15 protein-coding genes, 1 pseudogene and 1 riboswitch are annotated in these 16,011 nt (G+C 73.9%); of the genes and pseudogenes, 6 read left to right on the top strand and 10 right to left on the bottom strand.

Annotated elements, in window-relative coordinates:
• Positions 1 to 183: 183 nt before the first annotated feature.
• Positions 184 to 1,203, top strand: a complete 1,020-nt coding sequence (locus KGA66_RS24020; RefSeq protein WP_211470906.1) for a LacI family DNA-binding transcriptional regulator — start codon at positions 184 to 186, stop codon at positions 1,201 to 1,203.
• A gap of 37 nt (positions 1,204 to 1,240) precedes the next feature.
• Here the strand turns inward: KGA66_RS24020 and KGA66_RS24015 are convergent, their stop codons facing one another.
• From KGA66_RS24015 to KGA66_RS23985, 7 genes and pseudogenes are all read right to left on the bottom strand, one after another.
• Positions 1,241 to 1,753: a PH domain-containing protein gene (locus KGA66_RS24015; protein WP_211470904.1), complete on the bottom strand. Its 513-nt coding sequence runs from the start codon at positions 1,751 to 1,753 to the stop codon at positions 1,241 to 1,243.
• Positions 1,754 to 1,786: 33 nt separating this feature from the next.
• Entirely contained in the window at positions 1,787 to 2,629 is an 843-nt protein-coding gene (gene hisG / locus KGA66_RS24010) for an ATP phosphoribosyltransferase (protein WP_211470902.1), read from the bottom strand.
• Positions 2,630 to 2,691: 62 nt separating this feature from the next.
• Positions 2,692 to 3,003, bottom strand: coding sequence for a phosphoribosyl-ATP diphosphatase (locus KGA66_RS31205; protein ID WP_312887055.1), 312 nt, complete (start codon positions 3,001 to 3,003; stop codon positions 2,692 to 2,694).
• 292 nt (positions 3,004 to 3,295) lie between these two features.
• Entirely contained in the window at positions 3,296 to 3,790 is a 495-nt protein-coding gene (gene ribH, locus KGA66_RS24000; RefSeq protein WP_211470898.1) for a 6,7-dimethyl-8-ribityllumazine synthase, read from the bottom strand.
• A gap of 166 nt (positions 3,791 to 3,956) precedes the next feature.
• Positions 3,957 to 4,580: pseudogene (gene ribB, locus KGA66_RS23995) on the bottom strand (3,4-dihydroxy-2-butanone-4-phosphate synthase); the annotation flags it as partial.
• Positions 4,577 to 5,311 carry a nicotinamide mononucleotide transporter family protein gene (locus KGA66_RS23990; RefSeq protein ID WP_211470894.1) on the bottom strand — a complete coding sequence of 245 codons (735 nt, stop codon included), beginning with the start codon at positions 5,309 to 5,311 and terminating at the stop codon, positions 4,577 to 4,579. The pseudogene ribB and the gene KGA66_RS23990, both read right to left, overlap by 4 nt.
• Positions 5,308 to 6,039 carry a riboflavin synthase gene (locus KGA66_RS23985; RefSeq protein ID WP_211470892.1) on the bottom strand — a complete coding sequence of 244 codons (732 nt, stop codon included), beginning with the start codon at positions 6,037 to 6,039 and terminating at the stop codon, positions 5,308 to 5,310. Before KGA66_RS23985 ends, KGA66_RS23990 begins: the two co-directional genes overlap by 4 nt.
• 181 nt (positions 6,040 to 6,220) lie before the next feature.
• Positions 6,221 to 6,377, bottom strand: a riboswitch (FMN riboswitch).
• Positions 6,378 to 6,590: 213 nt separating this feature from the next.
• On the opposite strand from KGA66_RS23985, the gene KGA66_RS23980 reads away from it, so the two are divergent.
• Positions 6,591 to 7,757 (top strand): acyltransferase family protein, encoded by a 1,167-nt coding sequence (locus KGA66_RS23980; RefSeq protein ID WP_211470890.1) that lies wholly within the window; start codon positions 6,591 to 6,593, stop codon positions 7,755 to 7,757.
• Positions 7,758 to 7,939: 182 nt separating this feature from the next.
• Here the strand turns inward: KGA66_RS23980 and KGA66_RS23975 are convergent, their stop codons facing one another.
• Positions 7,940 to 8,608: an ACT domain-containing protein gene (locus tag KGA66_RS23975; protein WP_211470888.1), complete on the bottom strand. Its 669-nt coding sequence runs from the start codon at positions 8,606 to 8,608 to the stop codon at positions 7,940 to 7,942.
• Between the two features lie 119 nt (positions 8,609 to 8,727).
• Entirely contained in the window at positions 8,728 to 9,195 is a 468-nt protein-coding gene (locus tag KGA66_RS23970) for a metal-dependent hydrolase (RefSeq protein WP_211470886.1), read from the bottom strand.
• 167 nt (positions 9,196 to 9,362) lie between these two features.
• Between KGA66_RS23970 and KGA66_RS23965 the strand changes: the two genes are divergently transcribed.
• Positions 9,363 to 9,923, top strand: a complete 561-nt coding sequence (locus KGA66_RS23965; RefSeq protein ID WP_211470884.1) for a Uma2 family endonuclease — start codon at positions 9,363 to 9,365, stop codon at positions 9,921 to 9,923.
• Between the two features lie 93 nt (positions 9,924 to 10,016).
• Here the strand turns inward: KGA66_RS23965 and KGA66_RS23960 are convergent, their stop codons facing one another.
• Positions 10,017 to 12,602: a DEAD/DEAH box helicase gene (locus tag KGA66_RS23960; protein WP_211470908.1), complete on the bottom strand. Its 2,586-nt coding sequence runs from the start codon at positions 12,600 to 12,602 to the stop codon at positions 10,017 to 10,019.
• Positions 12,603 to 12,695: 93 nt separating this feature from the next.
• Between KGA66_RS23960 and KGA66_RS23955 the strand changes: the two genes are divergently transcribed.
• The 3 genes from KGA66_RS23955 to KGA66_RS23945 are packed head-to-tail and all read left to right on the top strand — an operon-like array spanning position 12,696 to position 15,882.
• Positions 12,696 to 13,736, top strand: a complete 1,041-nt coding sequence (locus KGA66_RS23955) for a hypothetical protein (protein WP_211470882.1) — start codon at positions 12,696 to 12,698, stop codon at positions 13,734 to 13,736.
• A 37-nt stretch (positions 13,737 to 13,773) separates the two neighbouring features.
• The gene (locus tag KGA66_RS23950) at positions 13,774 to 15,120 is read left to right on the top strand and encodes a Mur ligase family protein (protein ID WP_211470880.1); all 1,347 of its coding nucleotides are present in this window, start codon (positions 13,774 to 13,776) and stop codon (positions 15,118 to 15,120) included.
• Positions 15,121 to 15,882 carry a type 1 glutamine amidotransferase gene (locus KGA66_RS23945; protein WP_211470878.1) on the top strand — a complete coding sequence of 254 codons (762 nt, stop codon included), beginning with the start codon at positions 15,121 to 15,123 and terminating at the stop codon, positions 15,880 to 15,882. It begins immediately after the preceding gene.
• Positions 15,883 to 16,011 lie beyond the last annotated feature (129 nt).

Raw genomic sequence — 16,011 nt, 5'->3', positions numbered from 1 at the left:
GTCGGGCAGTTGGCGGGCGGGCTGTCCGGTGCCGTCGGCGGGTCTTGAGGCCGCCGGCGGCGCACTCGGGCGCGCCGGCGCACGGGATCTTCGCCCGGGGCCCTGTGCTGGTACCGTGACCTGTGCGCCACGGTGCGCGGTCACGCGGCCGGCGGCAGGGTGACGAGGGCAGGACAGGAGCGGATGGCCACGACGACGGGCGGCGCACCCACGCTGGAGACGGTGGCGGCCTACGCCGGGGTGTCCCGGGCGACGGTCTCCCGGGTGATCAACAACTCACCGAAGGTCTCGCCCGAGGTGCGCGAGGCGGTCGAGGCCGCGATCGACGAGCTCGGCTACGTCCCCAACCGCGCCGCGCGCACCCTGGTGACGCGCCGGACCGACTCCCTGGCGATGATCATTCCGGAGCCGGACGCGTTCTTCTTCGCCGACCCGTACCTGACCACGCTGGTCACCGAGGTCAACCGGGCGCTGGACGCCACCGAGCTGCAACTGGTGCTGGTGATGCAGGGCCAGAGCGGCGCGACGCCGGCGCGCGGGCGCATGGAGCGGTATGTGACCTCGGGGCACGTGGACGGGGTGATCCTGGTCTCGGTGCACGAGGCGAACCCGCTGCCGGGGATCCTGTCCGGCGCCGGGGTGCCGGTGGTGCACGGCGGGCGTCCCGCCGCGGCGCACGCACCGCTGCCATACGTGGACGTCGACAACGTCTACGGCGCGCGGCAGGCCACCGAGCACCTGCTGCGGCTGGGCCGCCGCCGCATAGCCACGATCGCCGGGCCGCAGGACATGACCGCCGGGCAGGACCGGCTGGCCGGATACCGGCAGACGCTGCACGAGGCGGGCCTCGAACCGCGCGCCGTGCCCGGGGACTTCACCGAGCGCCGCGGGTTCGAGGCCACGCGCGCCCTGCTGGAGGCCGATCCGCGCCTGGACGCGGTCTTCGGGGCCTCGGACCTGATGGCGCGCGGGGCGCTGCGGGCGCTGCGCGAGGCCGGGCGGCGCGTGCCCGAGGACGTGGCGGTGGTCGGGTTCGACGACCTGGGCGTCGCGCAGTCCTGCGACCCGCCGCTCAGCTCGGTGCGCCAGCCGATCGAGCAGGTGGCGCGCGATCTGGTGCGGCTGCTGCTGGCCCGGGTGGAGGGCGCGCAGGTGCAGTCCCTGACCCTGCCGACCACGCTCACGCTGCGCGCCTCGGCGTGACTGCGGGCGCGCGCTCGAACGCCGCGGGCTCAGACTCTCAGTCGCCGCGGCCCGTGTAGGAGTACAGCTCCACCAGGGAGCGCAGGTCCGCCACGGCCTGCAGTGCGGCGCCGGGCCCGTTGGACGGCTGGATGCCCATGGCGGGCAGCGTCTCGCCGGAGTCGAGGTCCAGCAGCACCCACGGGTCGCCGGGCCGCAGGTTCACCCGCACGATCTGCGGCCACTCCAGCCGGTGGGTGCGCAGCATGTTGACCACCGTCAGCCCGCCGCGGTCGGCGACCACCTTGGGGCGCGCCAGCACGCACAGCACCGCGGCCGCGACGAACCCGACCCCGCCGAACGCGATGCGGTCCGGCAGCGGCCACGGAGCGCCTCCGTCGCTGGGCAGCAGCGCCGCGACCAGGCTCATGGAGCAGGCCATCAGCACGGCGACGGTGACGACGATGGCGCGGGTGCGCGACGGGCGCCACGTGATGGGCAGCACGGGCAGCCCCTGCTCGCCCGGTGAGCCGACCGCGCCGCCCTGCCGCTCGCTGCTGTTGGGTGCCATCGCTCCCGTCTCGTCAGCCTGCCGCGGGCCGTGTCACAGGCGGCACGCCCGGATGTCGGTCACGAGGATAGCGCGCGCACCCAGGCCCCAAAGGTCGTCCATGATGCGCTGGGCGTCCTCGCGCAGCACCATGGAGCGCACCGCGACCCAGCCCTCGGTGTGCAGCGGGGAGATGGTGGGCGACTCCAGCCCGGGGGTCACCGCGACGGCGTCCTCGAGCCGCTCGGCGCGCACGTCGTAGTCCATCAGCACGTAGCGCCGGGCGACCAGCACGCCCTGCATACGGCGCAAGAACTGCTCGACCGCGGGATCGGGTTCGGCGCCGCGGCGGCGCACCAGCACCGCCTCGGAGTGCAGGATCGGCGAGCCGATCAGCTCCAGGCCCATCTGCCGCAGCGTGGTGCCGGTCTCCACCACGTCCGCGATCACGTCGGCCACGCCCAGCTCGATGGCGATCTCCACGGCGCCGTCGAGCTTGACGACCTCGGCGTGTACTCCGGCGGCGGCCAGGTGCGCCTGCACCACGCCGGTGTAGGAGCTGGCCACGCGCAGCCCGGCCAGGTCCTCGATGGTGGAGCCGGTGCCGGGCCGGCCGGCGAAGCGGAAGGTGGAGCGCGCGAAACCCAGCGCCATGATCTCCTCGGCGTGCGCGCCGGAGTCCAGCAGCAGGTCGCGGCCGGTGATGCCGACGTCCAGACGCCCGGAGCCGACGTAGGTGGCGATGTCGCGGGGGCGCAGGAAGAACAGCTCGGCTCCGGAGGCCGGGTCGGCCACCAGCAGTTCCCGGTCCTTGCGCTGCCGGTAGCCGGCCTCGTGCAGCATCTCGCAGGCCGCCTCGGACAGCGATCCCTTGTTGGGCACGGCGATGCGCAGCATGGAAGGGGCCCTACCTTTCGTACGGGGTGCGGGCGGGGCGGCGCGGCGGGCGCGCTCGCGGACTACAGGTAGGCGTAGACCTCGTCGAGGCTGACGCCGCGGGCGAACATGAGCACCTGCAGGTGGTAGAGCAGCTGGCTGATCTCCTCGGCGGTGCGCGCCGCGTCCTCGTGCTCGGCGGCCATCCACACCTCGGCGGCCTCCTCGACGATCTTCTTGCCGATCGTGTGCACTCCGGCGCGCACGAGTTCGACGGTTCGCGAGCCCTCGGCGCCGGCGGCGAGTTTGGCGGCCAGTTCGGCGTGCAGCCGCTCGAAGCTCTTGCCGCCCGCGGCCGCCTCTTGCGCGGCGGGCGTGTTCGCCGGTCCGGTCACCGGATTTCTTGCGGGGATGCCCCGTCCTTCAGGGCGGGGAGGAACCGCATCCCTCATAACCTCGCGCTCCTTACACTCAGGCGTGATATCCCGTAAACGCGACACAGCAGGTCAAGCAGGCTTTCAAGTACCGCTTCCACCCCACCGACACGCAGGCGGCGGGGCTCGCCGTGTTGGCCTGTGGAGCCGGTGTCAGACCCAAGGGGCGCATGCCCGGCGGGCAGTCGGTGACGAAGCAGGAAACCCACCCGGCGACGGGTGGAATCCCCGCCCTTCAGGGCGGCGGAGGATGTCAATGTTCGCCCAGCCCCTTGAGTGTGAGCGCGGTGGCCACGGCGCTGAGCGCGGCCTCGCGGCCCTTGTCCTCGGCTGATCCGGGCAGGCCCGCGCGGTCGAGCGCCTGCTGCTCGGTGTCGCAGGTGAGCACGCCGAACCCGACCGGGATGCCGGATTCGACGGCGAGCTTCGCCAGTCCGTCGGTGGCGGCCCGGCAGACGTACTCGAAGTGCGGGGTGCCGCCGCGCACCACGACCCCGAGGGCGATGATCGCGTCGTAGCGGCGCTTGGCCATGGCGTACGCGGCGACCGGCAGTTCGAAGCAGCCGGGCACGCGCAGGACGCGCGGCTCGGCGATGCCGATCTCGGCGAGTGCTTCGCGGGCGTTGTCCAGCAGCGCGTCCATGACCTCGGTGTGCCACTGGGCGGCCACGATGCCGACGCGCAGCTGCGCGCACTTCCTCAGGTCCGCGGGGTCCACGACCAGTTGCGGTGCTCCGGTGCCGGACACGCGTTCTCCAGTTCCAGGTTCTCTCGTGGCGTGCTGCCCGCTCGGCCGGCCGCGGGCGCGGCCGCCGGGCACGGCGACGCTCGGTGCGCTCGGTGCGCTCGGTGCGCTCGGTGCGGTCGGTGCGGTCCCGACGTTATCGCAGGCGCGTTCAGCGCGAGCGGGCCGTCCGGTAGGCGATCAGGTCGGCGATGGAGATGATCGCCAGGCCGTGGCGGGCGGCGAAGGGCAGCAGGTCGGGCAGCCGGGCCATGGTGCCGTCGTCGTTGACGATCTCGACGAGCACGCCGATCGGCGGCAGTGCGGCCAGGCGCGCCAGGTCGACGGCGGCCTCGGTGTGCCCGGGGCGTTCGAGCACCCCGCCGGGGCGTGCGCGCAGCGGGAAGACGTGCCCGGGGCGGGTCAGGTCGCCCGCGGTGGTGGCCTCGTCGGCCAGCAGCCGTATGGTGTGGGCGCGGTCGGCGGCGCTGATGCCGGTGCTCACGCCGTGGCGGGCGTCGACGCTGACGGTGAACGCGGTGCCCTTGCGGTCCTCGTTGACGGCGGTCATCGGCGGCAGGCCGAGCAGGTCCGCGCGCTGCGGGGGCATCGGCACGCAGATCACGCCGCTGGAGTAGCGCACGGTGAAGGCCAGCAGTTCGGCGGTGGCGTGCACGGCGGCGAAGATGATGTCGCCTTCGTTCTCGCGGTCCTCGTCGTCGACGACCACCACGGGGCGTCCGGCGGCGATCTGGGCGATCGCGGTCTCGACGGTGTCGAGCAGCGTGGTGCGTTCGAGTGTTTCGGCGCTCATGCGTGTACCCCTTCGGCGGCGGTGCGGGTGTCGGTCGGGGCGGCGGACGGTGTGACCGAGGCCGGCGCGCTGCCCGGTGCGGGTGCCGCCGCGTCGCCGCCGCTGCCGGCCAGGCGGGCCCACTGGCGCAGTCCGGCGAGCACGAGGGCGAAGTACACGACGTAGGTGAAACCGGAGACCGGCAGGCCGCTGTGGAACGCCAGCGGCACGCCCACGACGTCGACGGCGATCCACACCAGCCAGAACTCCACCCAGCCGCGGCCCTGCGCGAGGGTGGCGGCGAGGGTTCCGATGAAGATGTACGCGTCGGGCAGCGGGTTCCAGGAGCTGTGGGTCGCCGAGAGCAGCCAGGCGAACGCGCCGGTGCCGGCGGCGATCGCGGCCAGCAGCAGCGCGCGCTGCGTCCAGCCGGCCCAGCGCACCCGTACCGCGCCGCCGGGTCCGCTCGCGGCCGCGGCATCGCCCGCACGCCGCCAGCGGGCCCAGCCGTAGCCGGCCAGCGCGATAACGGCCAGTTGCCGGGCGGCGGTGCCGCCCAGGTGCACGGCCATGTCGGCGCCCAGCAGCAGCACCGCGCCGGTGATCTGCACCGGCCAGGTCCACAGGCTGCGGCGCAGCGCCAGGGCGACGGTCGCCAGGCCGAGCAGGTTGCCCAGCAGGTCGGACCAGCGCACGGTTTCGCCGCCGAGCCGGAAGGCGACCAGGTCGGCCCATCCGAACAGGTGGTTCATCGCGCTGCTCCGGCGCTCGCCGCGGCGAGCGCGGCCCCTTCGGGGTCGGAGCCCTCGGGGTCGGAGCCCTCGGGCGCGGCCCCTTCGGGGTCGGCGATCCGGGCGGGGCCGGCCAGCAGCCGCTCGGTGTACTTCGCGATCACGTCGACTTCGAGGTTGACCCGCGCGCCGGGCCGCTTGATGCCCAGGGTCGTCTGGGCGAGGGTGGCGGGGATCAGCGAGACGGTGAACGCGCTCTCGCCGGCGGCGGCGGCGTCGGAGACGGACGCGACGGTCAGGCTGATCCCGTCGACGGTGATCGAGCCCTTCTCGACCACGTACCGCGCCAGCCGCGCCGGCAGGCCGATGCTCACCACTTCCCAGTGCTCGCTCGGGCTGCGCGCCAGCACGGTGCCGGTGCCGTCGACGTGTCCCTGCACGATGTGTCCGCCGAATCGGCCGGCGGCGCTCATCGGGCGTTCCAGGTTGACCCGGTCGCCGGGGGCCAGGTCGCCGAGGCTGGAACGGCTGAGGGATTCGGCCATCACGTCGGCGGTGAACCGGCCTTCGGCGAGCGTGTCGGCGCCGGTCGGGTCGGTGACGGTCAGGCACACGCCGTTGACCGCGATGGAGGCGCCGTGGGTCGCGTCCGCGGTGACCACGGGTCCGCGGATGGTGAAACGGGCGGCGTCGGACAGGATCTCGACGGCGAGGACCTCGCCGAGTTCTTCGATGATGCCGGTGAACATCGTTTGCTGCTCTCCCTCTCGCCGTCGCGCCACTGCGGGCGGCCCCGGGGCGCGGGCGAAGGGAGGCGTCAAGGAGCGTGCGGGCGGGCGCACGGGCGCGCCGTTGGCCCCGCCGAGGGTGTCCCGGCCACGCAAGGGCCGGGAGCGGGCGGGCGGCGTGCGCGTGCACGAGCCGACGCTCCCGCGTGCTGCCTCCCATCCGGACTTTCACCGTCGGTTCCGGAATTCCACCGGATCCACCGTCCGGGAGCGTCCGGCCGGTTGGCCGGGTGCGCTGCCCTCGCGGGTCGCGGACTGTCACCGCCGGTTCGGAATTGCACCGACCCCGGAGCACGCTGTTGCTGTCTAATCCAAGAGTGTGCCACGGCGCGCTATTCCCGCTCACCCCCGCCGTGCGGCGCTGGGTGTGAACTGCCGCACACCGGCCTGGTGTGCCCCCTTTTCGACCGCTTCGGCCGCGGGTTTCGGCGCCGGTCGGCCGGGGGCGCGGCCGGCGGGCGCACGCCGGGGGCGTTTCGGTGCAGCCTGAGCGCAGGCCGTATCGTGCACGGGTGGGCGGCGGCGAGAGGGTGCGCGAGCGTGCGGGCGCGCCACTGGCCGTAGCGGTATCGGTGGCGCCCGACGGGCCGCAGGGGCCCGCGGTGCGGCGGCTGGGGCGCCGACCGGCGCTGGACGGGGTGCGCGGCGCGGCGGTGCTGCTGGTGATCTGCGACCACGCGCACCTGCCGTTGCGGGCCGCGTGGATCGGGGTGGACCTGTTCTTCGTGCTCTCCGGGTTCCTGATCACCTCGCTGCTGCTGGAGGAGCACGCGCGCGGCGGGCGGATCGCGCTGCGAGCCTTCTACGCGCGCCGCGCCCGCCGGATCCTGCCCGCGCTGGCGCTGCTCACCGTCGCGGTCGCGGCGGTCTCGCTGACGGCGCACCAGTTGCTCGACCGCTGGCCGCTGCGCCAGCAGGTGGCTGCGACGTGGGCGTTCGCGTCGAATGTGGCGGTGTGGCTGGGCGGGGCGCCGCTGGGGGCGTTCACCCCGACCTGGTCGCTGGCGTGCGAGGAGCAGTTCTACCTGCTCTGGCCGCCGGCGTTGGCGGCGTGCCTGCGCGGCGGGGTGCGCCCGTCCGGGCGCGGCGACCCGCGCCGGCTGGCGGCCGGGGTGCTGCTGGCGGCCGTGGCGCTGGCGGCGGCCGGTGCGGCGGTGGACGCCGGCGGTCTGGTCGCGCCGGGGCAGGTGTTCTTCGACCCGCTGGGGCGCGGCGCGGAACTGCTGCTGGGGTGCGCGCTCGCGGTCGCGTGGCGCCACCGGCTGCTGCCGGGCGCGGTGGAGGGCGCGGCGGCGGTGCCGGCCGCGCTGGCGGGTCTGGCGTTGCTGGCGTGGCGCGCGCCGCTGGGCACGCAGGGCACGTACCTGGCGGCGGCCGCGTGCGGGGGGCTACTGCTGGCGGGTTTGCTCGGGCCGCGCCCGGGGCCGGCGGCGGCGGTGTTCTGCGCGCGGCCGCTGCGCTACACCGGCACGGTCAGTTACGGGCTGTACCTGTACAACGATGCCGTCTCCCGGCTGCTGCACCACAACCTGCCGGGCAGCGGTTGGCCGGTGATCGCGCCGCTGCTGCTGGCGGGGTCGTTCGCGTGTGCGGCGCCGTCGCACCGGTACGTGGAGGCCCGTTTCCTGCGCCGCCGCCCGCCGCGAGCGGCCCGCGGCGAATCGCCGGCCACCGCCTGAACGGGGCCGGGCTCGACGGCCGGGGCTCGACGGGACCGCGGATCGACCGATCGGCGGCCTCGAGCGCGCCGCCGCGGCGATCCCGGTGCCGCGGGGCAGCGGCCCGCCCGGCGCGTTGCCGATGTGCCGATGCCGGCGCGCCTCGCCGGGCCGGCGCGTGCCGGGACCTGCGCCCCGGGCCGTCAGCTGCCGTCCTGCGCGCTGGAGGCGGGGGCGCGCGCGCCGAGCCGCGACCCGGCTATCGCGGCGGCGACCTGCGTGACGCGCGCCAGGCGCATCACCTCGAAGCGGTGGAACGCCGGATCGCCGATCCGGGCGACCACCAGCAGCAGCCCGCTCTCGCCGACCGGAGCGCACGCGTACCGGGTCCCGCCCACCGACACCGCCGCGGCGCGCTGGGGCAGCTGCGGCACCTCGATCTCGCGCGGCGCGCTCCAGCTGCGGGCGGTCACCGCGGCGGCCGGCAGCGGCCCGCCGGCCCCGGCGGGCACGACCACGGCCCAGTCCGCGGCCAGGATCCGCGGCAGCGCCTCCGCGAGCAGGTTCAGCGCGGCGCGCGGGTCGGCGGCCACCCGTCCGAGCAGGTCCAGGTCGGGAAACGCGCCGGGCACCTCCCCGGAGGGCCGGATCCCCTCGACGGTCACCGAGGTCAGCGCGCGCAGGGCGCGTTCGAGCCGGTCGCGCTGCTCCTGCTCGGGCAGGAAGACGGTGATCTCGTCCAGCGCCCGCCCGCGTTCCCGGCTCAGGACGCTGACCTGCACGATGTCCGCGCCGCAGGCGCCCAGCTCCCGGGTGACCTGGCCGAGCGCCCCGGGCCGGTCGGCCACCCAGATCCGCAACCGCAACAGCACGGCTCCTCCTCATCCCTCGTCGCCGATGTGGATCAGTGCACGCAGTGGACAGAAAGCCGTCGCCGTCGCCCGGCCCCGCCAGTCTCGCCACGGCACGTTTCCGGCCGGTTGCACCCGGGTCACGGGCGTGCGCGCGTCCGGCGGCCCGCGCGGGCCGCCGCGGTCAGCGCCGCGAACCCGGCCGCGAACAGCGCGCCGGCGACCACTTCGTGACTGTAGAACCTGCCGGGCGCCTCGTCCTGGATGCGGCCGTGGAAATCGTTGACGCGCCGAGGGAAGGGTGAGAACCCGAAGAAGACCCGCGTCGGCTTGTCCAGATCCGGCAGCGCCGCCCCGACCATGCCCGCGACCACGCCGGCCCGGCGCTCGGGCGGGGTGAGCGCGGCGGCCGCGCCCATCACGGCCAGGCCGGTCAGCCCGTCGGCGGTGGCGACGCGCAGGAAGTGCGCCCGGCTGAGCCACTGGCCCCAGTGCGGCAGCGCGTCGAGCGCGAAGTGCGAGGCGACCCCGAGCGGCAGCGCGGCGGCGGGGCTGCGCACGGCGGCGCCCAGCAGCGCCCCGGACAACACGTGGTTGGTGACGAGCATGAACAAGCCTCCGTGGCAAGAGAACGGCGCCCTTCCTACACCACAAGATCACACTTTCGCGTGGCAGTGCGCGTAACCGTGGAAAACCCGTGCGAAAGGCTGCCACGGTTGCTGTCGCCGCCGCGCACGGCGCTGCGGCTTTCCAACGACAACGAGGAGGTGGGACGATGACGATCGTGATGTCTGACCGAGAGCACGACCTGCTCGACGTGATGCATTCGATTCACGACGATCTCGAACTGCCCGACGGCTACCGAGCCGAGATCATCGGGGGTCAGATCACCGTGGCAGCGTCACCGTTCGGCAAGCACGGATTCATTCTTCAGGACATTCGAGAGGCCGCGTACGGCCGACTGCCGCACGGGCACCGGCTTTACGACAACTGCACGCTCGAAGAGCCCGACGGGGATCGGTACATCCCCGATCTCGCGCTGATGCCCGACAAGCTGATGGACAGCCGAACGCAGTGGCTCTTCCAGATGAGTATGTGCCTGCTCGCAGTCGAGGTGACCTCACCGGGACAGGAGACGCGGGACTACGCGAAGGCGGCCGGCTATGCGCGCGCGGAGGTTCCGCTGTATCTGCTGGTTGATCAGAAGCGGCGCAGGTGCGTGCTGCACAGCGACCCGGCCGGGGGCCGATACTGCGAGGTGAGCGCGCTCCCCTTCGGCGAAGAGCTCGTCCTGCCGCTTGAGCAGCCGATCACCGTGGACACATCAAGGTTCTGACGCCCCGAAGGCTCTGACGCGAGGAGAGCCGGCGGCCGCCCGCGCCGCGTGCCGCGTGCTGCGTGCGCGGGCGGCGGCCCGCCGCCGGCCTGGTCACCCCAGCCGGGCGAAATCCAGCACCCGCAGCACCGCGCGCCCCGCGGCGTCGCTCGCGCCCAGGTCCACCTCCGCGGTCAGCATCCAGTCGCGGTCTCCGGCCGGGTCGTCGATCACCTGCCGCACCTTCCACACCCGGTCCTGGTTGCTGTTGAGCTCCTCCTCCTGCACGAACAGCAGCTTCGGGCCGCGCGCGTCGGGGCCCGTGAGGATCTGCTCGTGCTGCGCGTAGTACTCCCCCAGCGCCTCATCCCAGTCGTCCGCGCTCCACGCCCCGTCCCACTCCTCGGTCGCCGCGAGCCCCAGCTCCTGCATGACCAGCGCGTCCTCGCCGTCCAGGTCCGCGAGCGCGTCGGCGTCGTCCTTCGCGGCCAGCTCGACCCGCCGGAACAGCGCGTTGCGCACCAGGACGCGGAACGCGCGCGGATTGGCGGTCACCGGCGGCGGCGCGTCGTCCCCGGTGGCCGCGATCTCGGCGGCCGCCTCGGGATTGGTCAGCGCCTCCCACTCGTCCACCAGGCTGGAGTCCACCTGGCGCACGATCTCCCCGAGCCACTCGATCAAGTCGTGCAACTCCTCGCTCTTGGTGTGCTCGGGCACCGTGTGCCGCAGCGTCTTGTACGCGTCGGCCAGGTAACGCAGCACGATGCCCTCGGCGCGCGCGAGCTGGTAGGTGGCGACGTAGTCGGAGAACGTCATCGCCTGCTCGTACATCTCCCGCACCACCGCCTTGGGGCTGAGCGGGTGGTCGCCGATCCACGGGTGCGCGCGCCGGTAGAGCTCGTAGGCGTGCGTGAGCAGTTCCGCCAGCGGCTTGGGGTAGCTGATCTCGGCCAGGCGTTCGACGCGCTCCTCGTACTCGACCCCGGCGGCCTTCATCTCGGCCACCGCCTCGCCCTTGGCCTTGTTCTCCTGCGCCGCCAGGATCTGACGCGGATCGTCGAGCGTCGACTCCACCACCGAGAGCACGTCGAGCGCGTAGCTCGGGGACTGCGGGTCGAGCAGGTCGAACGCGGCCAGCGCGAAGGTGGACAGCGCCTGGTTGAGCGCGAAATCCTGCTGCAGGTCCACGGTCAGGCGCACCGTGCGGCCGGTCTCGTCCGGCTGCGCGAGCCGCTCGACCACGCCCGCGTCGAGCAGCGAGCGGTAGATCGCGATCGCGCGGTGGATGTGCCGGCGCTGCGCCGACTTCGGCTCGTGATTGTCCGTAAGCAGCCGGCGCATCGCCGCGAACGGGTCGCCGGGCCGCGCGATGACCGCCAGCAGCATCGCGTGGGTGACCTGGAAGCGGGAGACCAGCGGCTCGGGTTCGGCCTCGATCAGTTTCTGGAAGGTCGCCTCGCTCCAGGCGATGAAACCCTCCGGGGCCTTCTTGCGGGTGTAGCCGCGCCGCCGCTTCGGGTCGTCCCCGATCTTCGCCAGCGCCCGCTCGTTCTCGATCACATGGTCGGGGGCCTGCGCGGCCACATACCCGATCGTGTCGTACCCGGCGCGCCCGGCCCGCCCGGCGATCTGGTGGAACTCGCGGGCGCGCAGCAGGCGCACCCGCCGCCCGTCGTACTTGGACAGCGCCGTGAACAGCACCGTGCGGATCGGCACGTTCACCCCCACCCCGAGAGTGTCGGTGCCGCAGATCACCTTCAGCAGCCCGGCCTGCGCCAGGCGCTCGACCAGCCGCCGGTACTTCGGCAGCATCCCGGCGTGGTGCACCCCGATGCCGTGGCGCACGAACCGGGAGAGGGTCTTGCCGAACCTGGTGGTGAACCGGAACCCGCCGATCAGCTGCGCGATCGCGTCCTTCTCGGCGCGGGTGCACACGTTCACGCTCATCAGCGACTGGGCCCGCTCGATCGCGGCGGCCTGCGTGAAGTGCACGATGTACACGGGCGCCTGCACGCCTTCGAGCAGTTCCTGCACGGTCTCGTGCAGCGGCGTCATCCGGTACGAGTACGACAGCGGCACCGGCCGCTGCGCCGAGCGCACCGTCAGCGTGGAGCGGCCGGTGCGCCGCGTCAGGTCCGTCTCGAACCGGGCGACGTCCCCGAGCGTCGCGGACATCAGCAGGAACTGCGCGCGCGGCAGCTCCAGCAGCGGCACCTGCCACGCCCAGCCGCGGTCCGGGTCGGCGTAGAAGTGGAACTCGTCCATCACCACCACGTCCGCGTCCGCCTCGGCGCCGTCGCGCAGCGCGATGCTCGCCAGCACCTCCGCGGTGCAGCAGATGATCGGCGCCAGCGGGTTGACCGATGCGTCCCCGGTGAGCATCCCCACGTTGGCGGACCCGAAGGCGGCGCACAGGTCGAAGAACTTCTCCGAGACCAGCGCCTTGATCGGCGCGGTGTAGTAGGAGCGCTGCCCGCGCGCGTACGCCGCGAAGTGCGCGCCGGCCGCGACCAGGGACTTGCCCGAGCCGGTGGGGGTGGCCAGGATCACGTTGCCGCCGGTGACCAGCTCGATCAGCGCCTCCTCCTGCGCGGGGTAGAGAGTCAGGCCCCGTGCGTCGGTCCATCCGGTGAACGCCGCGTACAGCGCGTCGGGGTCGGTGGTGTCCGGCAGGCGTTCGAAGAGGTCCACGCCGGGTATTCTCGCAGCGCCCGCACCCGCGGCGGCACACGCCACCCGGCCGCGCGACGGCGGCTACCGCGCGCTCCTCCCGGACCGCTAGGCTGCGGGGCCATGATGGCGTCGATACGGCTGTTCGGACGGGGTCGGGGCGCGGCGCGCACGGGCGGGCGGGCGGCGCTGGACGCCGCGCGGATCGCCGAGGCGCTGGAAAGCCTGGCGACCGCGTCGATGTCGACCACGTGGCGCTGCCGGCACGGCTCGGGCACCGCGATCGGCGAGGGCGCGGTGGACTTCGCCGCCCACCGCTCGCGCGCCACCGTGATCCGCGGCAAGTATGCATTCGAATACGTGCGCGTCGGGTCCACCGCGTACCGGGCGACCGCGCTCGACGACGAGGACAACCTGGCGCCGTCCGCCGCGCCGTCCGCCTCCGCGGAACTCGACGACGTGGCCGAGCGGGACGAGTCGGACGAGAGCGAGGTCGAGGACGGTGTCGAGGCCGACCTGCTCGACGCCGAAGCCGCCGAAGCCGCCGACGAGCAGGACGCTGACGAGGACGGACACGAGGCGGAGGATCAAGCCGCGGGCGAGGACGCGCCGGACGCCGGCGCTCAGGACGAAAGCCTGCCTGTGCGCGCGTGGCAGAGCTTCAGCGAGCAGGACGCCTGCGGCCTGCACGCCTACGCCGAGCCCCGGGTGCTGGCCGCCGCGGTGCGCGCAGCGGCCGCCCTGGACCCGGCCGGCACCCGCGAGATCGACGGGCGAACACTGGACGCGTACACCGTGACCCTCAAACCCAAGCCGGCCGACCCGGACCGGCTGCTGGCCCGCCTGGCCCGGCAGCTGCGCGACCACGGCGCCAACACCCTCGTGCTGACCGCGTTCGTCGACCCGGCCGAAACCGCCGGCGCTGAACCCGACGCCGAGAACGACGACGCGAGCGACGACGGGTCCGGGGGCGAGGGCGGGGTGCCGCGGATAGTGCGGCTGCGCCTGGAGCTTGCGCACTGGACCCCGGCGGACGACCCGACCGCGGATCACGCGGTGACCGTGGACCTGTTCGAGTTCGGCGAGCCGGTGCGCATCGAGGCTCCCGCCCGCGGCGTGACCCGCCGTACCAGCCGCTCCTGCGCGGACCTTGCCCTGTTCTGACCTGCCGATATCACGGGCGATCTTGCCTGGCGGTAGCATGAGCGCCGCGCCGGTCGCGGTCCGGCGCGGCGGCGGAGCGGAAAGGCACCGGGTGGACACGACGGTGGCGTCCCAGGACGAGGGCGCCGGGCACGGCGCGGCGGCGCAGGACCCGGCTGACCTGCCGGCGCGCGCGAAGGTCGCGGTCGCGGCCGGGAAGGTCACCGGCGCGGTCTCGCGAGCCGCGGGCCGCGGCTCCGGCGGCGTGATCGGCGGGCGGGTGGCGCTGCGCCTGGACCCCCGGCTGCTGGCGCGCCTGACCGCGGGGCGCACCTGCGTGCTGGTGTCCGCCACCAACGGCAAGACCACCACCACGCGCCTGATCGCCGAGGCGCTGCGGGCCCTGGGCCCGGTGGTCTCCAACGCCCTGGGCGCGAACATGCCCGCCGGGATCACCGCCGCGATGGCCACCGACCGCGACGCGCGCTACGCCGTGATCGAGGTCGACGAGAAGTACCTGCCCGCGGTCGCCACGCAGACCACCCCCAGCGCGATCGCGCTGCTGAACCTCTCGCGCGACCAGCTCGACCGCGCCGCCGAGACCCGGATGCTCGCCCAGCGCTGGCGCGATGGGCTGGCGGGCAGCTCGGCGACGATCGTCGCGAACTGCGACGACCCGCTGGTGGTGTGGGCCGCCGGGCAGGTCGAGCGCGTGGTGTGGGTCGCCGCCGGGCAGGCTTGGCAGGAAGACGCCTGGTCCTGCCCCCGATGCGGCGGCGTGCTGCAGCGCACCGGGCAGGAATGGCACTGCGCCGCCTGCGACCTGCGCCGGCCCCAGCCGACCTGGGTCCTGGACGGCGAGGCGCTGCGCGACCCGTACGGGGTGCGCGTGCCGTTGGGCGGCCTGCGGCTGCCCGGCCGCGCGAACCGCGCCAACGCCACCACGGCCGCCGCCGTCGCGTCCCTGTTCGGTGTCGACCCGCACCGCGCGGTCGCGCGCATGGAGCAGGTGGCCGCCGTCGCCGGCCGCTACGACACGGTCAGCTATCGGGGACGCCAGCTGCGGCTGCTGCTGGCCAAGAATCCGGCCGGGTGGCTGGAGACGTTCGACCTCGTGGCCGGTGCCGACGCGCATCCGGTGCTGCTGTCGGTCAACGCCCTGGGCGCCGACGGCACCGACACCTCCTGGCTGTGGGACGTGGACTACACGCGCCTGCGCGGCCGTCCGGTGCTGGTGATCGGACAGCGGCGCCTGGACCTGGCGGTGCGCCTGCAGGTCGCCGGCGTGGACTTCACCGTGCACGACGACCTGGACGCCGCGCTCGCGGCCGCGCCCGAGGGCCTGATCGACGTGATCGCGAACTACACCGCGTTCCAGCAGCTGCGCCAGAAGGTAGGTGCCTGAGTGTCCGTGTCCCAGGGGCGCCCCGCGCCCGGTCCGAGCGCGCTGCGGATCGTGTGGATCTACCCGGATCTGCTGTCCACCTACGGCGACCAGGGCAATGCGCTGATCCTGGAGTACCGGGCGGCGGCGCGCGGGCACCGCGTCGAGCGCGTCGACGTGCGCAGCGACCAGGCCGTGCCCGAACAGGGCGACATCTATCTGATCGGCGGCGGGGAGGACCGCCCGCAGCGCCTGGCCGCCGAGCGGCTGCGCCGAGACCCGGGCCTGACGCGCGCGGCCGGCCGCGGCGCCGCGGTACTCGCGGTGTGCGCCGGCTTCCAGCTGATGGGCCACACCTTCTACGACGAGCAGGAGGGCGTGCTGCCCGGACTCGGGCTGATCGACGTGACCTCGCACCGCGGCAGCGTGCGCTGCGTCGGCGAGGTCGTCGCTGACTCAGATCCGCAGTTGGCGGTGGGCGGCGCGGGCCTGGGGCCGTTGACCGGCTTCGAGAACCACATGGGCACCACGCTGCTGGGCCAGGGGGTGCGGCCGCTGGGCACGGTGCGGGTCGGCAACGGCAACGGCGCCGGCGCGGGCACCGACGGCGCGCACGCCGGCACGATCGCGGGCACCTACCTGCACGGCCCGGTGCTCGCGCGCAACCCGGCGCTGGCGGACCTGATCCTGTCCTGGGCGGATGGCGACAGCGCGCCCTCGCCGGTGGACGAGCGCTGGCATCAGCGGCTGCGTAAGGAGCGCCTCGCCGCCGTCGGCGCCTGATCCAATGCCACTTAGCTTGATGATCTAGGCTGCGAGCTGCAGGGATGTCGGCTGGGACGGCGCGCGGACCGGTTCGGGTATCAGGGGTTTGAGGTTGACGAGGTCTATGGTGGGCGGCCCGGCGTGGCG

Source organism: Actinocrinis puniceicyclus, assembly GCF_018283645.1.
Classification (GTDB): Bacteria; Actinomycetota; Actinomycetes; order Streptomycetales; family Catenulisporaceae; genus Actinocrinis; species Actinocrinis puniceicyclus.
The sequence above is the reverse complement of the archived record's forward strand: the minus strand, read 5'-3'. Positions and strand labels throughout refer to the sequence as shown.

Excerpts from the sequence above, each read along its gene's own strand:
- KGA66_RS23965 (WP_211470884.1), top strand. The coding sequence starts at position 9,363 with ATGACGATCGTGATGTCTGACCGAGAGCACGACCTGCTCGACGTGATG.
- KGA66_RS24015 (WP_211470904.1), bottom strand. The coding sequence starts at position 1,753 with ATGGCACCCAACAGCAGCGAGCGGCAGGGCGGCGCGGTCGGCTCACCG.
- KGA66_RS23955 (WP_211470882.1), top strand. The coding sequence starts at position 12,696 with ATGATGGCGTCGATACGGCTGTTCGGACGGGGTCGGGGCGCGGCGCGC.
- KGA66_RS23950 (WP_211470880.1), top strand. The coding sequence starts at position 13,774 with ATGAGCGCCGCGCCGGTCGCGGTCCGGCGCGGCGGCGGAGCGGAAAGG.
- KGA66_RS23985 (WP_211470892.1), bottom strand. The coding sequence starts at position 6,039 with ATGTTCACCGGCATCATCGAAGAACTCGGCGAGGTCCTCGCCGTCGAG.
- KGA66_RS23970 (WP_211470886.1), bottom strand. The coding sequence starts at position 9,195 with ATGCTCGTCACCAACCACGTGTTGTCCGGGGCGCTGCTGGGCGCCGCC.
- KGA66_RS23990 (WP_211470894.1), bottom strand. The coding sequence starts at position 5,311 with ATGAACCACCTGTTCGGATGGGCCGACCTGGTCGCCTTCCGGCTCGGC.
- hisG (WP_211470902.1), bottom strand. The coding sequence starts at position 2,629 with ATGCTGCGCATCGCCGTGCCCAACAAGGGATCGCTGTCCGAGGCGGCC.
- KGA66_RS24020 (WP_211470906.1), top strand. The coding sequence starts at position 184 with ATGGCCACGACGACGGGCGGCGCACCCACGCTGGAGACGGTGGCGGCC.